This window comes from Mesorhizobium sp. WSM3864, assembly GCF_002294955.1.
Lineage (GTDB): Bacteria > Pseudomonadota > Alphaproteobacteria > Rhizobiales > Rhizobiaceae > Mesorhizobium.
This window is the reverse complement of record NZ_NSGD01000004.1, coordinates 273,863-291,072: the sequence shown is the minus strand read 5'-3', so window position 1 is coordinate 291,072 and position 17,210 is coordinate 273,863. Positions and strand designations below refer to the sequence as shown.

The window sequence follows — 17,210 nt, the reverse complement described above, 5'->3', positions numbered from 1 at the left end:
TTTCGCTCCACTTGACTTGACAGCTGATGTTATCGATAACATAAAACGGACAGCGACGAGAGGCAATCGAGAAAATGTCGTCCACCTTGTTCGATCTCACCGGGCGCACCGCGCTCGTCACCGGCTCCTCGCAAGGCATCGGATTTGCCTTGGCAAAGGGGCTCGCCGGCGCCGGGGCCAAAGTGGTCCTCAACGGCCGCGACGAGGCAAAACTCGCCGTTGCGGCCGCGCAAATCCCCGGCGCTGCGACGCTCGCCTTCGATGCGACCGACCATGATGCCGTACGCGCCGCCATCGATGCGTTCGAGCAGGCTCACGGAGCGATCGACATCCTCGTCAACAATGCCGGCATGCAGTTCCGCACGCCGCTCGAGGACTTTCCCGCCGACGCGTTCGAGCGCCTGCTGCAGACCAACGTCGCCAGCGTCTTCCATGTCGGCCAGGCTGTGGCGCGCCACATGATCCGGCGCGGCCGCGGCAAGATCATCAACATCGCCAGCGTGCAGACCGCGCTCGCGCGGCCGGGTATCGCACCCTACACGGCGACCAAGGGCGCGGTCGGCAATCTCACCAAGGGCATGGCGACCGACTGGGCCAGGCACGGCCTGCAGTGCAACGCCATCGCGCCCGGCTATTTCGACACGCCGCTCAATGCGGCCCTTGTCGCCGACCCGGCCTTCAGCGCCTGGCTTGAAAAGCGCACGCCGGCTGGCCGCTGGGGCAAGGTCGAAGAACTGGTCGGCGCCTGCGTCTTCCTGGCGTCCGACGCCTCTTCCTTTGTCAACGGACATGTCCTCTATGTCGATGGCGGCATCACAGCTTCGATCTGACCTGCCGCCGCGCATGGTCGTCATGGGCGTCACCGGTTCGGGCAAGACGACGGTGGGCGAGGCGCTGGCCCGTGCGATCCAGGCGACGTATGTGGATGGCGACAAGCTGCACCCCGAGGCCAACATCGCCAAGATGAGCGCAGGCATTCCGCTTGACGACGCCGACAGGTGGCCGTGGCTGGCGAAAGTCGGCGAAACGCTGAGGCAGACCAGCATGCCGATCATCGTCGCCTGCTCGGCGCTGAAGCGCGCCTATCGCGATTTCATCACCGAGCAGGCCCGCGCGCCGGTGCTGTTCATCTATCTCGATGGTTCGCGTGAACTGATTTCCCGGCGCATGAGCGAGCGCACCGGCCATTTCATGCCGACCAGCCTGCTCGACAGCCAGTTCGCGACGCTGGAAGTGCCGGGCAAAGACGAGAATGCCATCGCGGTGGCGATCGACGCACCGCTCGAAAAGATTGTCGCGGACATAACGTCCAGATTTGAGGAGCGACCGTCATGACCAACATAGTCGCGCTAATCGGTGCCGGTGCCATGGGCGGAGCGATCGGCGATCGCCTGCTCGCTACCGGCAACCGGCTCTTCGTGTTTGATCTCGACACGGCCAAGGTGGAAACGCTGGTTGCGAAGGGCGCCAGCGCCGCGGCCAGCGCGGCCGCGGCCGCCGCAGCGGCCGACTTCGTCATCCTCAGCCTCAATTCCGCGGCGATCGTGCGCCGCGCCGTGTTCGGCGATGGCGGCGTCGCCGCTGGCGCGAAGCCCGGCACGCTGATCATCGACATGTCGTCTATCGACCCCGACGCGACGCGCCAGCTGGCGGCGGACGCCGGCGAAAGGAGTCTGCGCTGGGTCGACTCTCCGCTCTCGGGCGGCGCGCCGAAGGCATTGGTCGGCGAATTGACGCTGATGGCGGGCGGCGCGGCACAGGATGTCGCCGACGCCCATAAGCTGCTGCGCGACGTCGCCACCAACTATACCCATATGGGTCCGGCTGGCGCGGGCCAGACGACCAAGCTGATCAACCAGGTGCTCTGCGCCCTGAATTTCATGGCTGTGGCGGAAGCGACCCGGCTGGCGCTCGATGCCGGCGTCGACGCGCTCAAGGTCCCGCAGGCGCTGAAAGGCGGCCGCGCCGACAGCGCCATTCTGCAGGAATACCTGCCGCGTTTTGCGACCCTCGACTACCGGCGCACCGGCCGCATCGACAACATGGTCAAGGACCTCAACGCTGCGCAGGACCTGGCGCGGCGCACGCACACCGCAATGCCGCTGACGGCCGTCTGCGCCGAAGTGCACCGGCTGTTGACGGCCGCCGGACTGGGTGGCGAGGACCAGGCCGCTTTGATGGAATTTTTCCGACGCAAGGATGAGGAGCCCGCAGCATGATCACACGCTATGCGCTGTTTGAAGGCAAGGTGAAGGACGGCCAGACCGAAGCCTTCCGCGAGGATGTGATCAGAACCGTCCTGCCGAAGTGGAAGGCTTTCCCGGGCGCGCTAGACGTCCGCGTCAGCTTTGCCGAGAAGCGCGACGACGGCGCGCCGGAATTCCCGATGATCCTGGCAATCAACTATCGCGACATGGCCGCGGTCGAGGCCGCGCTCGCGAGCCCCGCCCGCGCGGAATCTCGCGCCGCAACTGAGGCGGTGTTGGCCAAGTATTTCGAGGGACGCATTCACCACCACGTCACCATCGCCAACGAGTTTTCCCTGTCGACGGATTGACGAGCTTAAATCTGCCCTGAGCCCTAAATGCGCAGGCAAGACAGGCAGCCGCACCAACGAAATCTTAATGTAAATCAAGCGTAATCCCGACCGTTAAAATTGTGCGTTTGGGTTGGGGTTGCGCATGCCGGAGTATTCCTCCTTCATCCGGTCGATCCGGGTCCGCTATATTTCGGGATTGCTCGTCTTTGCGCTGGCCTCGGCGGCCGTCATGTTCGCGCTCAACCGCGTGAACTCATACCGCCACGAAGTCGATGCCTTGAGCGCCAATTTCGTCATCTTCTCGCGCGACCTGCGCAACGCCACCAATTTCGCCGAGACGACCGGAACCGTGTGGCGGGCCGAGACCCGCGATGGGCTGACCGCAGCCGCGCGCGGCCATTCCGAACGGCTGATGGGCGAGATCGAAATCCTGAACGCGCAGCTCGCGGCGATCAGGCCGCGGCTGTCGAAGAATACGCTCAATGCGCTCGAATCCGCTTCGGTGAACGACGATCTGTTCTGGTCGGCGCGCGACATGGTGCGCAATTTCAACCTGATGTCGGTGGCCCAGACAGTCGACGAATGGAGCTACCGCGAGATCCGCAACCAGAACGATCTTTTCGCCCAGCCGATGCTGGTGCGCGTGCGCACCGCGCTCGATGACGAGCGGCGCCTCGCCGATGCCGCCAGCGACCGGCTGCTCTTATGGGCGAGCGGCCTGCTGATCGCCGTCATCGCCATCGCCGCGGTTCTGATCTTCCGGCCAATGGAGAACGCGATCCGCCGCGCCTTCGCCGAAACCGCAGCATCGTTGTTCAAGGCCGAGGCGGCCGACCGGGCCAAGTCGGAATTCCTCGCCAATATGAGCCATGAGATCCGCACGCCGATGAACGGCGTGCTCGGCATGGCCGAGCTTCTCGCCAAGACCGAGCTGACGCCGCGCCAGAAGACCTTCACCGACGTCATCGTCAAATCCGGCAACGCGCTGCTCACCATCATCAACGACATTCTCGATTTCTCGAAGATCAATGCCGGCCAGCTGACGCTCGACCCCGCCCCGTTCCGCCTGGCCGAAGCGGTCGAGGACGTGGCCACCCTGGTCTCGGCCCGCGTTGCCGAAAAGAACCTCGAGCTCATCGTGCGCGTCGACCCGCGCCTACCTGGCTTCGTCGTCGGCGACGCCGGCCGTTTCCGCCAGATCGTTACCAACCTGCTCGGCAATGCGGTGAAGTTCACCGAGAAGGGGCATGTGCTGATCGATGTCGGCGGCGATGTGATCGACGGAACCGTCCAGCTCAAGGTCCGCGTCGAGGACACCGGCATCGGCATCCCCGCCGAGAAGCTGCAGAGCGTGTTCGAGAAATTCGCCCAGGTCGACGGCTCGTCCACCCGTCGTCACGAAGGCACCGGGCTCGGCCTTGCCATCTCCGCCCGCCTCGTCGACCTGATGGGCGGCAAGATCGGCGTTGAAAGCGAGATCGGCCGCGGCTCGGTCTTCTGGTTCGCCGTACCGCTGCCGGCACACAATCAGCAAGCGCGCGACGAGATCGTGCCGGTCGACGTCACCGGCGCCCGCGTCCTGGTCATCGACGACAACCCGGTCAATCGCGAGATCCTGCTCGAGCAGCTGCGCAGCTGGAGCTTCGACTGCGCCGCGGCCGAAAGCGGCGCCGTCGGCCTCGCCTTTCTCGACCGCGCCTGCCAGCTCGGCGCTTCGGTCGACTGCATCATCCTTGACTACCAGATGCCCGGCATGAACGGCGCCGATGTCGCCAAGGCGATCGCCGCCGACAGCCGCCTGTCTTCCATTCCGGTCGTGCTGCTCACTTCGGTCGACCAGGTCGATTTCGGCCGACTGGTGATCGATTTCGGCATCGTCGCGCATCTCACCAAGCCGGCGCGTTCGGCGGTGCTGCTCGGCACCGTGATCTCCGCCATCCAGAAGGCGCGCACGCAAGGCGGCAAGGCGCATTTCGTGCGCGAGCCGGTCGTCGTCCAGTCGGCTCCGCCGCCCTTCACCGTCATCCGTGGTCCAGCCGTTCCGGTCCTCTCGCCCGAAACGGCGGCGGCGCCGGGCGGTCCGATCGATATCCTGATCGCCGAGGACAATGACGTGAACCAATTGGTCTTCGGCCAGATCCTCAATGGCCTCGGCCTCAGCTATCGCATTGCCGGCAATGGCCGCACCGCGGTTGAGATGTACCGCTCGCTGCGCCCGAGGCTGGTGCTGATGGACGTCTCCATGCCTGAGATGAACGGTTACGAGGCGACGCGCGCCATCCGCGCCATCGAAGGGCAGAGCGGCAGCCATACGCCGATCATAGGCGTCACCGCGCATGCGCTGAAGGGCGACCGCGAAAAATGCATGGAAGCCGGCATGGACGACTACCTGCCGAAGCCGGTCTCTCCCGACCGCCTCGGCGCGAAGATCGGCACCTGGCTCAGCGAGACGGTGGCGGCGAAGACGGCTTGAGCTACCGGTTTCGCATAACCAGGCACGCCCCGCCGACGCTTTGCAGCTTATTGCAGATGCCGTTGGCCTCGGCGCGCGAGTCGGCACCGATCCTGACCGCATAGATGCCGCGCCGGCCGATCGGCGTGCGCACGCGGCTTACCACAGGATCATGGCTGCCAAGCAGGGAAGGGAATCGGCCGCGAACCCGCAACCACTGGCTGATTGCGGCGGAGCGGCGGAAATTGCCGGCCACCTGGACGCCCCACGGCTTGACGTTGATCGAGGCCATGGCGACGGTCCGCGACATGATCACCGGCAGCGTGCGGCAGGCGACCGCGAAGCTCATCTTCGGATCGAGCGGCCGGATCGTGCCGGCATAGGCGGTGTCCGAGAACTTGTCGACCGGCTCGCCCATGATGTCGAAGACATAGCTTTCGGTCTCCATCGGCAGGAAGCCGCCGGAGGAGAGCCAGCGCGACACGCGGTTCTCGCCCGCATTGTAGGCGGCAGCCGCGAGGCCGAGATTGCCGTAGCCCGCCTTCATCTCGGCAAGATACTTGGCCGAGGCGGGGATCGCCTGCCCGATGTCGAAGGGATCGGCAAGCCCGCGCAGCTTGGCCGTGCCCGGCATGAACTGCGCGATGCCTTCGGCGCCCACGGGGCTCACCGCATTGGGATCGAAGCGGCTCTCCTTCCAGATCAGCCGGGCGAAGAAATCCTTGGGCAGGCCATTTTGCTCGGCCTGAGTTTCGATCAGGTCACAGACGCGATTGATCAGCCGTTTTTCGGCCGATCGCGACTGCGGCGGATCGGCCAATGCCTGACCGGCAGGGATCAGCGCGCAAATCAGGATCAGTGCCGTCCTGAGCAAGCGCTGCATGGCTCATTCCGCGGCGGCTTTGCCGTGTCCGTACCGCTGCTCGATATAGTCGGCGACCATCTTTTCGAAATCCTGCGCGATCGAGGGGCCACGCAGCGTCGCCGCCTTCTTGCCGTCGATGAACACCGGCGCTGTCGGCGTCTCGCCGGTTCCGGGCAAAGATATGCCGATATCGGCATGCTTGGATTCGCCGGGGCCGTTGACGATGCAGCCCATCACCGCGACCTTCAGGTTCTCGACGCCCGGATATTTCTCGCGCCACACCGGCATGTTCTTGCGGATGTCGGCCTGGATGCTCTGGGCCAGCTCCTGGAAGACGGTGGAGGTCGTGCGGCCGCAGCCGGGGCAGGCCGCGACGATCGGCACGAACTGCCGGAAGCCCATCGTCTGCAAAAGTTCCTGCGACACCTGCACCTCGCGCGTGCGATCGCCGTTCGGCTCCGGCGTCAGCGAGATGCGGATCGTGTCGCCGATGCCCTGCTGCAGAAGGATACCCATGGCAGCTGAGGAAGCGACGATGCCCTTGGTGCCCATGCCGGCCTCGGTCAGCCCGAGATGCAGCGCATGGTTGGAGCGGGTCGCAAGCTCGGTATAGACGGCGATCAGATCCTGGACGCCGCTGACCTTGGCCGACAGGATGATCTTGTCGCGGCCGAGCCCGATCTCTTCCGCCATCTCCGCCGACAGGATCGCCGACTGCACGATCGCCTCGCGGGTGACTTCCTGGGCGGTGAGCGGCGAGCCCTGGGCCTGGTTATCATCCATCAGCCGGGTCAAGAGCTCCTGGTCGAGCGAGCCCCAGTTGACGCCGATCCGCACCGGCTTGTCGTATCTGATCGCCATCTCGACGATCGCTGCGAACTGGCGGTCCTTCTTTTCCTTGAAGCCGACATTACCGGGGTTGATGCGGTATTTCGCCAGCGCCTCGGCGCAGGCCGGGTGATCGGCGAGCAGCTTGTGGCCGATATAGTGGAAGTCGCCGACCAGCGGCACGTTGACGCCGAGCCGTGCCAGCCGATCACGGATGCGCGGCACGGCGGCGGCGCTCTCGTCGCGGTCGACGGTGATGCGCACCATCTCCGAGCCGGTGCGATGCAGCGCCGCCACCTGGGCAACGGTCTGATCGATGTCGGCGGTATCGGTGTTGGTCATCGACTGCACGACGACCGGCGCGCCGCCGCCGACCATCACGCCGCCGACATCGACGCCGACCGATGCGCGGCGCGGGAAAGGAGAAGAAAAATATCCGGTCATGCCGGCCGCCTTCATCTGGAAGTTCCGGGCATGAGGTGGCGGAGCAAAGATGGCTTGTCAATGGCCGGTGACAGCCACGGTCCGCAAATCGGCTGCGCTTGGTTGGCGGCCGTGCGGTTCAGCAGCCCACATCGGGCTGCGGTTGCATTCCAGGAAGAGTCAGGAAATTCAGCGTAAACTCGCCAGACCGGCGGCATTCTTGCCACCGGTTGGGTTGCACCCGACGGGTGCGGTTATGTTGCCTAGAGGAGTTTCAGTGTGCCGTCGGTTTCGCCTTCAGCTTTTCAATCTCGTCCTTGATTGCCAGCTTGCGCCGCTTGAGAGTGGCGATCTCGAGGTCGTCTACCGAAGGATGATTCATCGCGTCGATAAGCTCGCGCTCGATGTCGCCGTGCTTCCGCTGCAGCTCATCAAGATGGGATGCAAGAGACATGATTGGTTCTCCCTTTCATGGATTCCTCGATTGCAGCCGTCTCAGGCACGTCCACCGCAGGTCGCAACTGTGACGGCACGATGACAGTTTGCCACCAACCAATCTCGATGTCGAATGCCGCGTGGTAGCATTCCACGACAATGTGAAATGTGATATCAGCGGCGCGCCGGTCACAAACCCCACCGGCCCCGCCCAAAGGCCCATCCCTGGGCGACGCATACGCAGACGGTAGATAATGTCCGAACAGGAACAGGCTGAGATACGCCTCGAATATTCCCGGCTCAAACAGGAACACGCCGATTTCGACGCCGCCATCAATGCGATGATCGCCATGGGTTGCGACCCGCTGCAGATCCAGCGCATGAAGAAGAAGAAGCTGATGCTGAAGGACCGGCTGATGGCGCTGGAAGACCGCATCATCCCCGACATCATCGCCTGACCGGCAGCTTCTTACGCTCGACGGCTAAGAGATCGAAAGCCGCGCGGCGCGGTCACGCAGCAGCGCGACCAGCTCGCCTGTCCGATCTTCCGACGTGTCGATCGGAACCACCAGGCACATCGTCGCCTCGATCTTCCCGGGCGCTGAAAAGACCGGCGCCGCCAAGCATTTGGTATAGGCGTCGACAAGGCCCGACGTCACGCAATAGCCGGTGACGCGGGCTTTTGCGATGTCGTCGATGAAATCGTCGAGCTCGATCTTGCGGCCATCCGGCAGCACGAGGTCGTCCTGGGAGATCATCGCCTCGATCCGGCTGCGTTCCAGGCCGGCGAGCAGCAGCCGGCCCGACGCGGTCCAAGGCAGCGGGATCTGCAGGCCGGTGGCCGAGCTGATGCGGAACGGCCTGGTGCCCGGGCTCGAATGGACGATCGTGTAGCGGCCGCTCTGCAGCATGCACAGCTCCGAGGTCTCGCCGGTCTCGCGCGACAGCGTGTCGACCTCCTGCCGTCCGCGCCTAAGCAGGTCGTTGCCGCGCATATAGGCCATTCCGTAGAGGTAAAGCTTCTTGCCGAAATAGACGCGGTTGCCGTCGCCGGCCATCTCCAGGAGACCGGCACCGACCAGCTCGCGAACCAGCGTGTAAGTCGTCGAGCGGGGGGCGTTGAGCCCCTTGGCCAGCTCGCCGATGCCGATCGCGCGCTGCGTGGCATGCAGGAACTCCAGAATGTGCAGCGCGCGGTTGAGACCCTTCTCGCGAGAGTTCGCGGGCCTCTCTTCGTCCGAACTTCCGGCCTGCCACTCGGTCAGTGTTTCGCCATCTTGCATTGTCGCTTCCCGGTGTTAGTATCTGTCTTGTACAGGATACATACGTCTCTTGTAAGAGACAATCGTATATCGATTGCTGACGCGTGTATTCATGGGGAACACACCACCAAAGGAGGTCGCCGTGAACGACACATCCGGAAGACGTGATTTTCTGAAATTGGGAATGGCCGGACTTGCCACCGCCGGCGCGCTCACCGCGGTCAGCGCCGAGAAGGCCGCCGCGCAAGCCGCGTCCGACAGCGTGCTGCGCACCGCGCTCGATCGCGGCAAGCTGATCGTCGGCACCGGCAGCACCAACGCGCCGTGGCATTTCGAGAACGATGCCGGCGAGCTGGTCGGCATGGACATCACCATGGGGCGCATCCTCGCCAAGGGCCTTTTCGATGACCCGACCAAGGTCGAATTCGTCATGCAGGATCCGGCGCAGCGCATTCCGAACGTGACCACCAACAAGGTCGACATCACCATTCAGTTCATGACCATGACGGCGCAGCGCTCGCAGCTGATCCACTTCTCGCGCCCCTACTATGTCGAAGGCGTCGCGCTGCTGACGCTGCCCGGCTCCGAGAACAAGACTTTCGACAAGCTGCTGGCGAACGGCTCCGCCACGCGCATCTCGATCCTGCAGAATGTCGATGCCGAAAACTCGGTGCACTTTGCCCTGCCGCAGGCGCAGGTGATGCAGATCGACACCCAGGCCAACGTGCTGCAGGCGCTGGAATCCAAGCGCGTCGACGCCGCCGCGGTCGACCTCTCCACCGTGCGCTGGCTCGCCTCGCGCAACCCGGACAAATATTTCGACGCCGGCAAGAGCTGGTATTCGATGCTTTACGGCGCGGCCATCAGGCAGGGCGACCTCGACTGGCTGACCTACGTCAACCAGACCTTCACCATCGCCATGTTCGGGCACGAGACGGCGCTCTACGACGCTGCCTTCAAGGAATATTTCGGCCAGGAACCGCCGCCGCGCCATCCGGGCTTCCCGGTCATCTGACGAGGCCTGTCTGACTTTAGCCGGCGGAGGGCCGCAGCAAGCGCCCTTCCGCCTGTTCTCCTCGACACGGGTTCCTGCAGTGACGAATTCTTTATCGTCACAACAGGCCATTGAGACGGACGCATGGGCTATACGCTCAATTTCAACCTGATCTGGCGCCACTTCGACAAGCTCTGGGGCGGACTGCTGCTCAGCCTCGAGCTTGCGGTGATCTCGATCGCCATCGGCATTGTCATCGGGCTGGTACTGGCCGTCTGGTATGTCTCGGCCGGGCGCGTCGTGCGCGGCATTATCGCGTCTTACGTCGAATTCATCCGCAACGTGCCGCTGATCCTCTTGGTCTATCTGGTCTTCTACGGCCTGCCGACCGTCATCGACCTGGCCTACAGCGCGCAGACGTCCTTCGTCGCCACGCTTGCCGTCTACAGCGGCGCCTATCTCGTCGAGGTGTTCCGATCCGGCCTGGAAGCCGTGCCGCGCGGCCAGATCGATGCCGGCAAGGCGATCGGCCTTACGCCATGGCAGCGGCTTGTCCATGTGCGGCTGCCGACGATGATGCGCATCACCCTGCCGGCGCTTTCCAACACCTTCATCTCGCTGTTCAAGGACACATCCGTCGCTTCCGTTATCTCGGTGCCCGAGCTGACCTACGGCGCGCAATGGATCAACTTCAACACCTTCCGCATCGTCGAGGTCTATCTGGTGGTGACGGCGATGTATCTGGTGACGGGTTACGCCCTGCTCTTCGCGCTCCGGCTGGTCGAGCGCTGGTATAGGACGGCGCGCTGATGCTTGGCCAGATCGCCTACGCCCTGCCGTTCCTCGCCGAAGGCTTCGCGCTGACGCTTTGGGTGTCGCTGCTCGTCGTGGTGCTGTCGCTGATCGCCGGCGTTGTCTTCGGCGTCGGCCTCGTCTACGGGCCCGCACCCTTGCGCTGGGCGGTGCGGATCTTCAGCGACACCGTCCGCGGCATCCCGATCCTGGTGCTGATCTTCTTCGTCTATTACGGCCTGCCGGCCGTCGGCGTGCATCTCCAGTCCTTCTGGGCGGCGGTGCTGGCGTTGACCTTGTTCAAGACTGCGCAGGTCGTCGAATATCTGCGCGGTGCCGTCGCCTCGATCCCGAAAGGCCAATCGGAAGCGGCGATGGCGATTGGCCTGACCTTTCGCCAGCGCCTTACCTACGTGATTTTCCCGCAGGCCTTCCGCCGCTTCCTGCCGCCTTGGATCAACGGCGTCACCGACGCGGTCAAGGGCAGCGCGCTGGTCTCGCTGCTCGGCATCACCGATCTGATGCAGGCCATCAACCAGGTCATTGGCCGCACCTATGAGGCGATGCCGCTCTATATCCTCGGCGCCCTTCTCTATTTCGGCGTCAACTACGCGCTTTCGCTTGCCAGCCGACGGCTGGAGCAGCGCTTTGCCTTCATCCGGGAATAGCACGATGGCCACCACTTCCGATAACAGCCCTGCGCTTCTCGATATCGCCGAGGTCTCGAAATCCTTTGGCTCGGTCGAGGTGCTGCGCTCGGTCAGCCTCAAGGTGGCGAAGGGCGAGGTGGTCGCCATCATCGGACCGTCCGGCAGCGGCAAGACCACGCTGCTGCGCTGCGTCAACTTCCTCGAAAGCTACGACAGCGGCTCGATCCGCATCGACGGCAAGGAGGTCGGTTTTCGCGACGGCGGTGCGCGCCAGCGCCGCAGCGAGCGCGACTTGGCCGCCATGCGCGCCGAGACGGGCATGGTGTTCCAGGGCTTCAACCTGTTCCCGCATCTGACGGCGGCCGGCAACATCATGCTCGGCCTCACCAAGGTACGCGGCAAGAGCAGCGGCGAGGCGCGCTCGATCGCCGACCACTGGCTGGGTCGTGTCGGTCTCGCCCACAAGGCCGACAGCCTGCCCGCCGAGCTTTCCGGCGGGCAGCAGCAGCGTGTCGGCATCGCCCGCGCCGTCGCCATGGAGCCGAAGATCCTGCTGCTCGACGAGATCACCTCGGCCCTCGATCCGGAACTCGTCGGCGAGGTTCTGGCCGTGGTGAAAAGCCTCGCCGAGGACGGCATGACCATGGTGATGGTGACGCATGAGATGGCCTTCGCCCGCGACGCCTCAAGCCGCATCGTCTTCATGGCCGACGGCGGCGTCAGTGCTGTCGGGCCGCCGAAGGAGGTGCTTGCCGCGGAGACTACGAACGAGCGCCTGCGGACTTTTTTGGCGCGCTTCCGCGCCTCGCAATTCTGACATCGGATGGCAAATGCCATCCAAGGAGCATTCTTCCATGACGCCTTACACCCGGCTCGCCGAACTCGGCCTGAAGCTGCCCGAGCCGCCGACGCCCATCGCCAACTTCGTCACCCATGCCGAGAGCGGCCGGCTGATCTTCCTTTCGGGCCAGGGGCCGCTGCGCGCCGACGGCACGCTTTGCACCGGCAAGGTCGGCGAGGACGTCACCGTCGAACAGGCCTATGAACATGCCCGGCTCACCGGCCTCAACCTGCTTGCCGTCATGCACGCGGCGGCGGGCGACCTCGGGCGCATCGTACGCGTCGTCAAGCTGCTCGGCTTCGTCAATGCGACGCCGACCTTCAGCGATCACCCGAAGGTGGTCAATGGCTGCTCCGATCTCTTCGCCGATGTCTTCGACAAGATCGGCGGCCACGCGCGTTCGGCGATCGGTGTCGGCTCGCTGCCTGGAAACATCACCGTCGAAATCGAAGCGGTCGTCGAGATCGCCGCCTGACACTGGGATCTGCTGCCATGAAAACCTATTCCGAGAACGGCTCCAACACCACGATCCGCGAGCGGCTGGGACTCCGTCCGATCATCAACGTCTCGGGCACGATGACGACGCTCGGCGCTTCCATCATCGTCCCGGAAGCGATCAGCGCCATGGCCGAGATCGCCTCGCAATGGGTGGAGATGGACGATTTGCAGCGCGCCGCGAGCGCAGTCGTCGCCCGTCTCACCGGCGGCGAGGCCGGCTTCATCACCGCCTGCTGCGCCTCAGGCATCACCATGGCGATCGCCGGCGCGATGACCGGCACGAACCTGCTGGCCATCGAACGGCTGCCCGACGACACCGAAGGGCTGAAATCGGAGGTCGTCATCCAGCTCGGCCATATCGTCAATTACGGCGCGCCGATCGATCAGTCGATCCGCGTGGCCGGCGCCAAGGTCATTCCGGCGGGCACCGTCAGCGTCACGCAGGATTACCACGTGCGCGAGGCGATCAACGAGCGCACCGCGGCCGCGCTTTACGTCGTCGCCCACCACACGGTGCAATACGGCATGCTTTCGCTGGAGGAGTTCTGCGAGATCTGCCACGCCAAGAATGTGCCGGTGATCGTCGATGCCGCTTCGGAATACGATCTGCGGACCTTCCTCGCGCAGGGCGCCGACATCGTCGTCTACAGCGGCCACAAATTCCTGAGTGGCCCGACCAGCGGCATCGTCACCGGCCGCAAGGATCTGGTGCGCGCCGCCTATCTGCAGAATCGCGGCGTCGCCCGGGCCATGAAGGTCGGCAAGGAAAGCATCGCCGGCACCATGGCGGCGCTCGACGCCTGGGAAAAGCGCGACCATACCGGCATCCGCCGGCGCGAAGAGGCAGCGCTCGATCTGTGGAAGGATGCGCTGCAAGGCATTCCGGGCATTGGCGCTGAGATCGTGCCCGACCCAACCGCCAACCCGCTCGACCGCCTGCAGGTGTTCGTGCGGTCGGAAAGTCGCTTCACCGCCGCGGGCCTAGCCTCGGCCTTGGCCGCCGGCTCACCGCCGGTCATCGTGCGCAACCATGAGGTCGAGCGCGGACACTTCTTCCTCGACCCCTGCAATCTCCATCCCCGCGAGGCCGAGATCGTCGCCGAGCGGCTGCGCGCGGTTCTGACCGCGAAGGAGCGTCCCGCGGATGCGATGAAAGCGGCGCGCAAGGATTCATCCGGGGCGCTGCGCTGGCCGGACTAGACCTCGCCACCGTTGGCCCACAGCCGCGACAATCCTTGCGGCTGCCGGCGAATTCCGCTAAGGCGCGCCTTTGCCGCCGGGAGCGAAAACCTTGACCGATCAGCGTGCCGACGTCGCCATCATCATGGGCAGCCAGTCCGACTGGGCGACGATGCGCCAGGCGGCGGAAACGCTGGATGCGCTGGGCATCCCGCACAAAAAACTGATCGTCTCGGCACACCGCACGCCGGACCGCCTCTATGAATTCGCCAAGGGCGCCAAGGCGGCCGGCTACAAGGTGATTATCGCCGGCGCCGGCGGCGCGGCGCACCTGCCCGGCATGACGGCGGCGATGACGCCGCTGCCCGTCTTCGGCGTGCCGGTGGAATCCAAGGCGTTGTCCGGCCAGGATTCGCTGCTCTCCATCGTGCAGATGCCGGCCGGCATTCCGGTCGGCACTTTGGCCATCGGCAAGGCCGGTGCTGCCAACGCGGCCCTTCTCGCCGCGGCCGTCCTGGCGCTGAGCGATGAAAAACTCGCCGCCCGCCTCGATGCCTGGCGCACCGCACAGACCGCCAAGGTCGCCACCGAACCGGCGGATACCCCGTGAGCCTAGCCCCGGGATCGACCATCGGCATCATCGGCGGCGGCCAGCTTGGCCGCATGCTGGCTATGGCAGCCGCTCGCCTTGGCTACCGCACGGTCGTGCTGGAGCCGGAGGCCGATTGCCCGGCGGCGCAGGTCGCCAACCGGCAGATCGTCGCCGCCTATGACGATCCCGCGGCCCTTGCCGAACTGGCCGGCGCCAGCGCTGTCGTCACCTACGAATTCGAGAATGTCCCGGTTCAAGCGGCGCAGACACTCGCGGCGCACGTTCCCGTCTATCCGCCGGCGCGCGCCCTCGAAGTCGCGCAGGACCGTCTGACCGAGAAGAATTTCCTGAACGGCATCGGCGTTCTCACAGCCGAATTCTGCCCGGTCGATACTGACGACCATCTGTCGGCCGCGCTGAAGAAATTCAGCGGCAGCGGCGTGCTAAAGACGCGCCGCATGGGCTATGACGGCAAAGGCCAGCGCGTCTTCCGCAACATGGAGACTGGCGGCTTTGCCGGTATCTGCGAGGCGATGGGCAATGTGCCGCTGATCCTCGAATCGCTGGTCGCTTTCGAGCGCGAGATTTCGGTGATCGCCGCGCGCGGGCAGGACGGCTCGGTTGCCGCCTACGATCCGGCCGAGAATATCCATCGCGAAGGCATATTGCGAACGTCGACATTGCCGGCCGCCATCGCTCCGGACACCGCATCGGCGGCGAAGCAAGCGGCAGCAAAAATCCTTGCGGCGCTCGACTATGTCGGCGTCATCGGCGTCGAGTTCTTCGTGCTTGCCGACGGTTCGCTTTTGGCTAACGAGCTGGCGCCGCGTGTCCACAATTCCGGCCACTGGACGGAAGCCGCCTGCATCGTTTCGCAGTTCGAACAGCATATCCGCGCCATCGCCGGCCTGCCGCTGGGCTCGCCTGCACGGCATTCCGACTGTGTCATGGAAAACCTGATCGGCGATGACATGCTGAAGGTTCCGGCGCTGCTCGCCGAGCCCGGCGTGATGCTGCATCTCTACGGCAAGGCCGAGTCGCGGCCCGGCCGCAAGATGGGCCATTTCACGCGCATTGAGCGTCGGCGCTAACGCCGACTACTGCACGTCTTCGTCCTCGTCCGGGCTGGCGCAGCTCGGATCGCCTTCCTGGCAGTTGGGGCCGGAGGTGAGTTGCTTGGTGCGCTCGGTGGTCAGCTCCGTCAGGCATTGCGAAACCTCCATCGGGTGGATGGAACCGCCCTCGCTGTCGGCGGTCGAATAGGCGCATTCGGCGTCGCGGAAGGCGATCCAGGCGCGCTGTGCGGTCTGCAGCAACTTGTTGGCCTTCTCGTCGTTGCGGCCGACAATATCCTTGTAGGCGGCGTTGAGCTTGGCATCGGCCGCCTGATAATCGGCATTGGCGCAGATATTCATCATCGACTGGCTGTCGTCGCTGCGATCGCAGTCCTCGGCCCATGCAGCCGGAACCGTCGCGATGAGGACAAGGCATGCGGGCAGAAAGAGACGGCGCATGATAAGACTCCGTTTCGCTGAGAGCATCTGCAACCTAGAGGAATCGCTTGGCGTCGCAGAAATGCGGCTAAACAAATAGACATAACCGGAGGGGACCTATGTCCCGCTCTGGCGTGGCCCGCAACATTCCAGCCGCCTCTGAGTCGCGCAATGCCGCGCGTTACCTATGGCGAATATTTGATCAGCGCACCATTTGCGGCATAAGAGCCGCCCGCTTGCGGTTGACACGGGCAAGGCTCCTCGTTTATGAGCCACGCAAGTTCAAGGCGCGCTTTTTTCGGGCGCGCCTTTAAAATTCGGCCCGGGACCGGGCCCCCGACCGAACAGGCAAGACCATGAAGATCAAGAACTCGCTCAAGGCGCTCAAGGCGCGTCACCGCGACAACCGGCTGGTTCGCCGCAAGGGACGCATCTACATCATCAACAAGACCGCTCCGCGCTACAAGGCGCGCCAGGGCTGAGACTTGCGCGCGGCGCTAAGCGCCGCGCCCGCTGATGTCGACTGCCGGTTCGCCGGCCCTCTCACGCTAAAATCATTTTGACGATCCGCCGTCCGGGACTAGATTCCGGACATGCGGATTCTTTTTGCATTCTTCATTGCCCTCGTCCTTTCCGGAACGACCTTGCCCGCTTCGGCGCAGGATGAGGCCACGCCGCCCGCCGCTTCGCCGCCGCCCTCCATCACGCCGCCGCCGGTCGCCTCGACCAGGCAGGGACGGCTCGACCAGCTCTTTGCCGATCTCAGACGCGAGCGCAACGAGAAGGCCGCCGAACGCATCGCCGGCCGCATCTGGAATGAGTGGAACCAGTCCGGCAGCGCCTCGATCGACCTGATGATGCGATGGGCGCAAAGGGCGGCGGAAGACCAGAAATTCGACGTCGCGCTCGATTTCCTCGATCAGGTGGTGACCTTGCAGCCCGATTATGCCGAAGGCTGGAACCGCCGCGCTACCGTGCATTTCCTGATGAAGAACTATGGAAAGTCGATGTCGGACATCGACCACACGCTGCGGCTCGAACCGCGCCATTTCGGCGCGCTGTCCGGTCTCGCGCAGATCATGGCCGAGACCGGCCACAAGCAATCGGCGCTGGAAGCCTGGCAGAAGGTGCTCACCATCTATCCGATGATGCGCAGCGCCCAGGGCCAGGTCTCGACGCTGTCGGAAGACCTGGCCGGCGAGGGCATTTGAGGGGCAGCTTTTCGTCATCCTCGGGCTTCAGCCAACGACCCATGCCGTGACTTTTCCGCGCCGCGACGGTGGTGCAGAACTCTGCTCCCCTGCAGCCGTCGCGCAAGGTGACGACGACCTTGACAAGCCCGGCCAAGCCGAACGTTTGCGATACTC

At 64.5% G+C, this 17,210-nt stretch carries 21 protein-coding genes; 16 read left to right on the top strand and 5 right to left on the bottom strand.

Translation table 11 applies throughout. The features are described 5' to 3' along the window. Positions 1-74: 74 nt before the first annotated feature. The 5 genes from CK215_RS11740 to CK215_RS11720 all read left to right on the top strand — a co-directional run bounded on the left by CK215_RS11740 (position 75) and on the right by CK215_RS11720 (position 5,012). On the top strand, positions 75-830 hold the full coding sequence (locus tag CK215_RS11740) for an SDR family oxidoreductase (RefSeq protein WP_095831013.1): 756 nt from the start codon (positions 75-77) through the stop codon (positions 828-830). Next, a complete protein-coding gene (locus CK215_RS11735; RefSeq protein ID WP_095831012.1) occupies positions 799-1,335 on the top strand; it encodes a gluconokinase in 537 nt (178 codons plus the stop codon). The genes CK215_RS11740 and CK215_RS11735 overlap by 32 nt, the downstream gene beginning before the upstream one ends. Then, entirely contained in the window at positions 1,332-2,219 is an 888-nt protein-coding gene (locus CK215_RS11730; RefSeq protein WP_095831011.1) for an NAD(P)-dependent oxidoreductase, read from the top strand. Before CK215_RS11735 ends, CK215_RS11730 begins: the two co-directional genes overlap by 4 nt. After that, a complete protein-coding gene (locus CK215_RS11725) occupies positions 2,216-2,557 on the top strand; it encodes a hypothetical protein (RefSeq protein WP_095828374.1) in 342 nt (113 codons plus the stop codon). Before CK215_RS11730 ends, CK215_RS11725 begins: the two co-directional genes overlap by 4 nt. 124 nt (positions 2,558-2,681) lie before the next feature. Then, entirely contained in the window at positions 2,682-5,012 is a 2,331-nt protein-coding gene (locus CK215_RS11720; RefSeq protein WP_095831010.1) for a response regulator, read from the top strand. A 1-nt stretch (position 5,013) separates the two neighbouring features. On the opposite strand, the gene CK215_RS11715 is transcribed toward CK215_RS11720, so the two are convergent. The 3 genes from CK215_RS11715 to CK215_RS11705 form a co-directional block, all read right to left on the bottom strand. Further along, positions 5,014-5,874: a lytic transglycosylase domain-containing protein gene (locus CK215_RS11715; protein ID WP_095831009.1), complete on the bottom strand. Its 861-nt coding sequence runs from the start codon at positions 5,872-5,874 to the stop codon at positions 5,014-5,016. 3 nt (positions 5,875-5,877) lie between these two features. Further along, the gene (gene ispG / locus CK215_RS11710) at positions 5,878-7,128 is read right to left on the bottom strand and encodes a flavodoxin-dependent (E)-4-hydroxy-3-methylbut-2-enyl-diphosphate synthase (RefSeq protein ID WP_095831123.1); all 1,251 of its coding nucleotides are present in this window, start codon (positions 7,126-7,128) and stop codon (positions 5,878-5,880) included. 253 nt (positions 7,129-7,381) lie between these two features. After that, positions 7,382-7,561 (bottom strand): YdcH family protein, encoded by a 180-nt coding sequence (locus tag CK215_RS11705; protein WP_040998838.1) that lies wholly within the window; start codon positions 7,559-7,561, stop codon positions 7,382-7,384. Positions 7,562-7,796: 235 nt separating this feature from the next. Here CK215_RS11705 and CK215_RS11700 point away from each other — a divergent pair, with 235 nt between their 5' ends. Beyond that, positions 7,797-8,000 (top strand): DUF465 domain-containing protein, encoded by a 204-nt coding sequence (locus tag CK215_RS11700; RefSeq protein WP_067001951.1) that lies wholly within the window; start codon positions 7,797-7,799, stop codon positions 7,998-8,000. Positions 8,001-8,024: 24 nt separating this feature from the next. Here the strand turns inward: CK215_RS11700 and CK215_RS11695 are convergent, their stop codons facing one another. Then, complete coding sequence (locus CK215_RS11695) at positions 8,025-8,825, bottom strand: IclR family transcriptional regulator (RefSeq protein ID WP_095778134.1); 801 nt, start codon at positions 8,823-8,825, stop codon at positions 8,025-8,027. Between the two features lie 163 nt (positions 8,826-8,988). Here CK215_RS11695 and CK215_RS11690 point away from each other — a divergent pair, with 163 nt between their 5' ends. From CK215_RS11690 to CK215_RS11655, 8 genes are all read left to right on the top strand, one after another. Beyond that, the gene (locus tag CK215_RS11690; RefSeq protein WP_197504271.1) at positions 8,989-9,819 is read left to right on the top strand and encodes a transporter substrate-binding domain-containing protein; all 831 of its coding nucleotides are present in this window, start codon (positions 8,989-8,991) and stop codon (positions 9,817-9,819) included. A gap of 123 nt (positions 9,820-9,942) precedes the next feature. Next, complete coding sequence (locus CK215_RS11685; RefSeq protein WP_067319366.1) at positions 9,943-10,608, top strand: amino acid ABC transporter permease; 666 nt, start codon at positions 9,943-9,945, stop codon at positions 10,606-10,608. Continuing rightward, the gene (locus CK215_RS11680; RefSeq protein WP_095778133.1) at positions 10,608-11,258 is read left to right on the top strand and encodes an amino acid ABC transporter permease; all 651 of its coding nucleotides are present in this window, start codon (positions 10,608-10,610) and stop codon (positions 11,256-11,258) included. The genes CK215_RS11685 and CK215_RS11680 overlap by 1 nt, the downstream gene beginning before the upstream one ends. 4 nt (positions 11,259-11,262) lie before the next feature. Continuing rightward, the gene (locus CK215_RS11675; RefSeq protein ID WP_095778132.1) at positions 11,263-12,057 is read left to right on the top strand and encodes an amino acid ABC transporter ATP-binding protein; all 795 of its coding nucleotides are present in this window, start codon (positions 11,263-11,265) and stop codon (positions 12,055-12,057) included. Between the two features lie 37 nt (positions 12,058-12,094). Continuing rightward, positions 12,095-12,556 (top strand): RidA family protein, encoded by a 462-nt coding sequence (locus tag CK215_RS11670; RefSeq protein ID WP_095778203.1) that lies wholly within the window; start codon positions 12,095-12,097, stop codon positions 12,554-12,556. 17 nt (positions 12,557-12,573) lie between these two features. After that, the gene (locus CK215_RS11665) at positions 12,574-13,779 is read left to right on the top strand and encodes an aminotransferase class V-fold PLP-dependent enzyme (RefSeq protein WP_095778131.1); all 1,206 of its coding nucleotides are present in this window, start codon (positions 12,574-12,576) and stop codon (positions 13,777-13,779) included. A 91-nt stretch (positions 13,780-13,870) separates the two neighbouring features. Beyond that, the gene (gene purE, locus CK215_RS11660) at positions 13,871-14,368 is read left to right on the top strand and encodes a 5-(carboxyamino)imidazole ribonucleotide mutase (protein WP_095778130.1); all 498 of its coding nucleotides are present in this window, start codon (positions 13,871-13,873) and stop codon (positions 14,366-14,368) included. Continuing rightward, a complete protein-coding gene (locus CK215_RS11655) occupies positions 14,365-15,441 on the top strand; it encodes a 5-(carboxyamino)imidazole ribonucleotide synthase (RefSeq protein ID WP_095831008.1) in 1,077 nt (358 codons plus the stop codon). The genes purE and CK215_RS11655 overlap by 4 nt, the downstream gene beginning before the upstream one ends. A 6-nt stretch (positions 15,442-15,447) precedes the next feature. Here CK215_RS11655 and CK215_RS11650 read toward each other — a convergent pair whose 3' ends face one another. Next, entirely contained in the window at positions 15,448-15,864 is a 417-nt protein-coding gene (locus CK215_RS11650) for a lysozyme inhibitor LprI family protein (protein ID WP_095782536.1), read from the bottom strand. Between the two features lie 335 nt (positions 15,865-16,199). On the opposite strand from CK215_RS11650, the gene ykgO reads away from it, so the two are divergent. Both ykgO and CK215_RS11640 read left to right on the top strand, forming a co-directional pair. Next, positions 16,200-16,325 (top strand): type B 50S ribosomal protein L36, encoded by a 126-nt coding sequence (ykgO, locus tag CK215_RS11645; RefSeq protein ID WP_040974291.1) that lies wholly within the window; start codon positions 16,200-16,202, stop codon positions 16,323-16,325. A 111-nt stretch (positions 16,326-16,436) separates the two neighbouring features. Beyond that, the gene (locus tag CK215_RS11640; RefSeq protein ID WP_095831007.1) at positions 16,437-17,054 is read left to right on the top strand and encodes a hypothetical protein; all 618 of its coding nucleotides are present in this window, start codon (positions 16,437-16,439) and stop codon (positions 17,052-17,054) included. Positions 17,055-17,210: the final 156 nt, after the last annotated feature.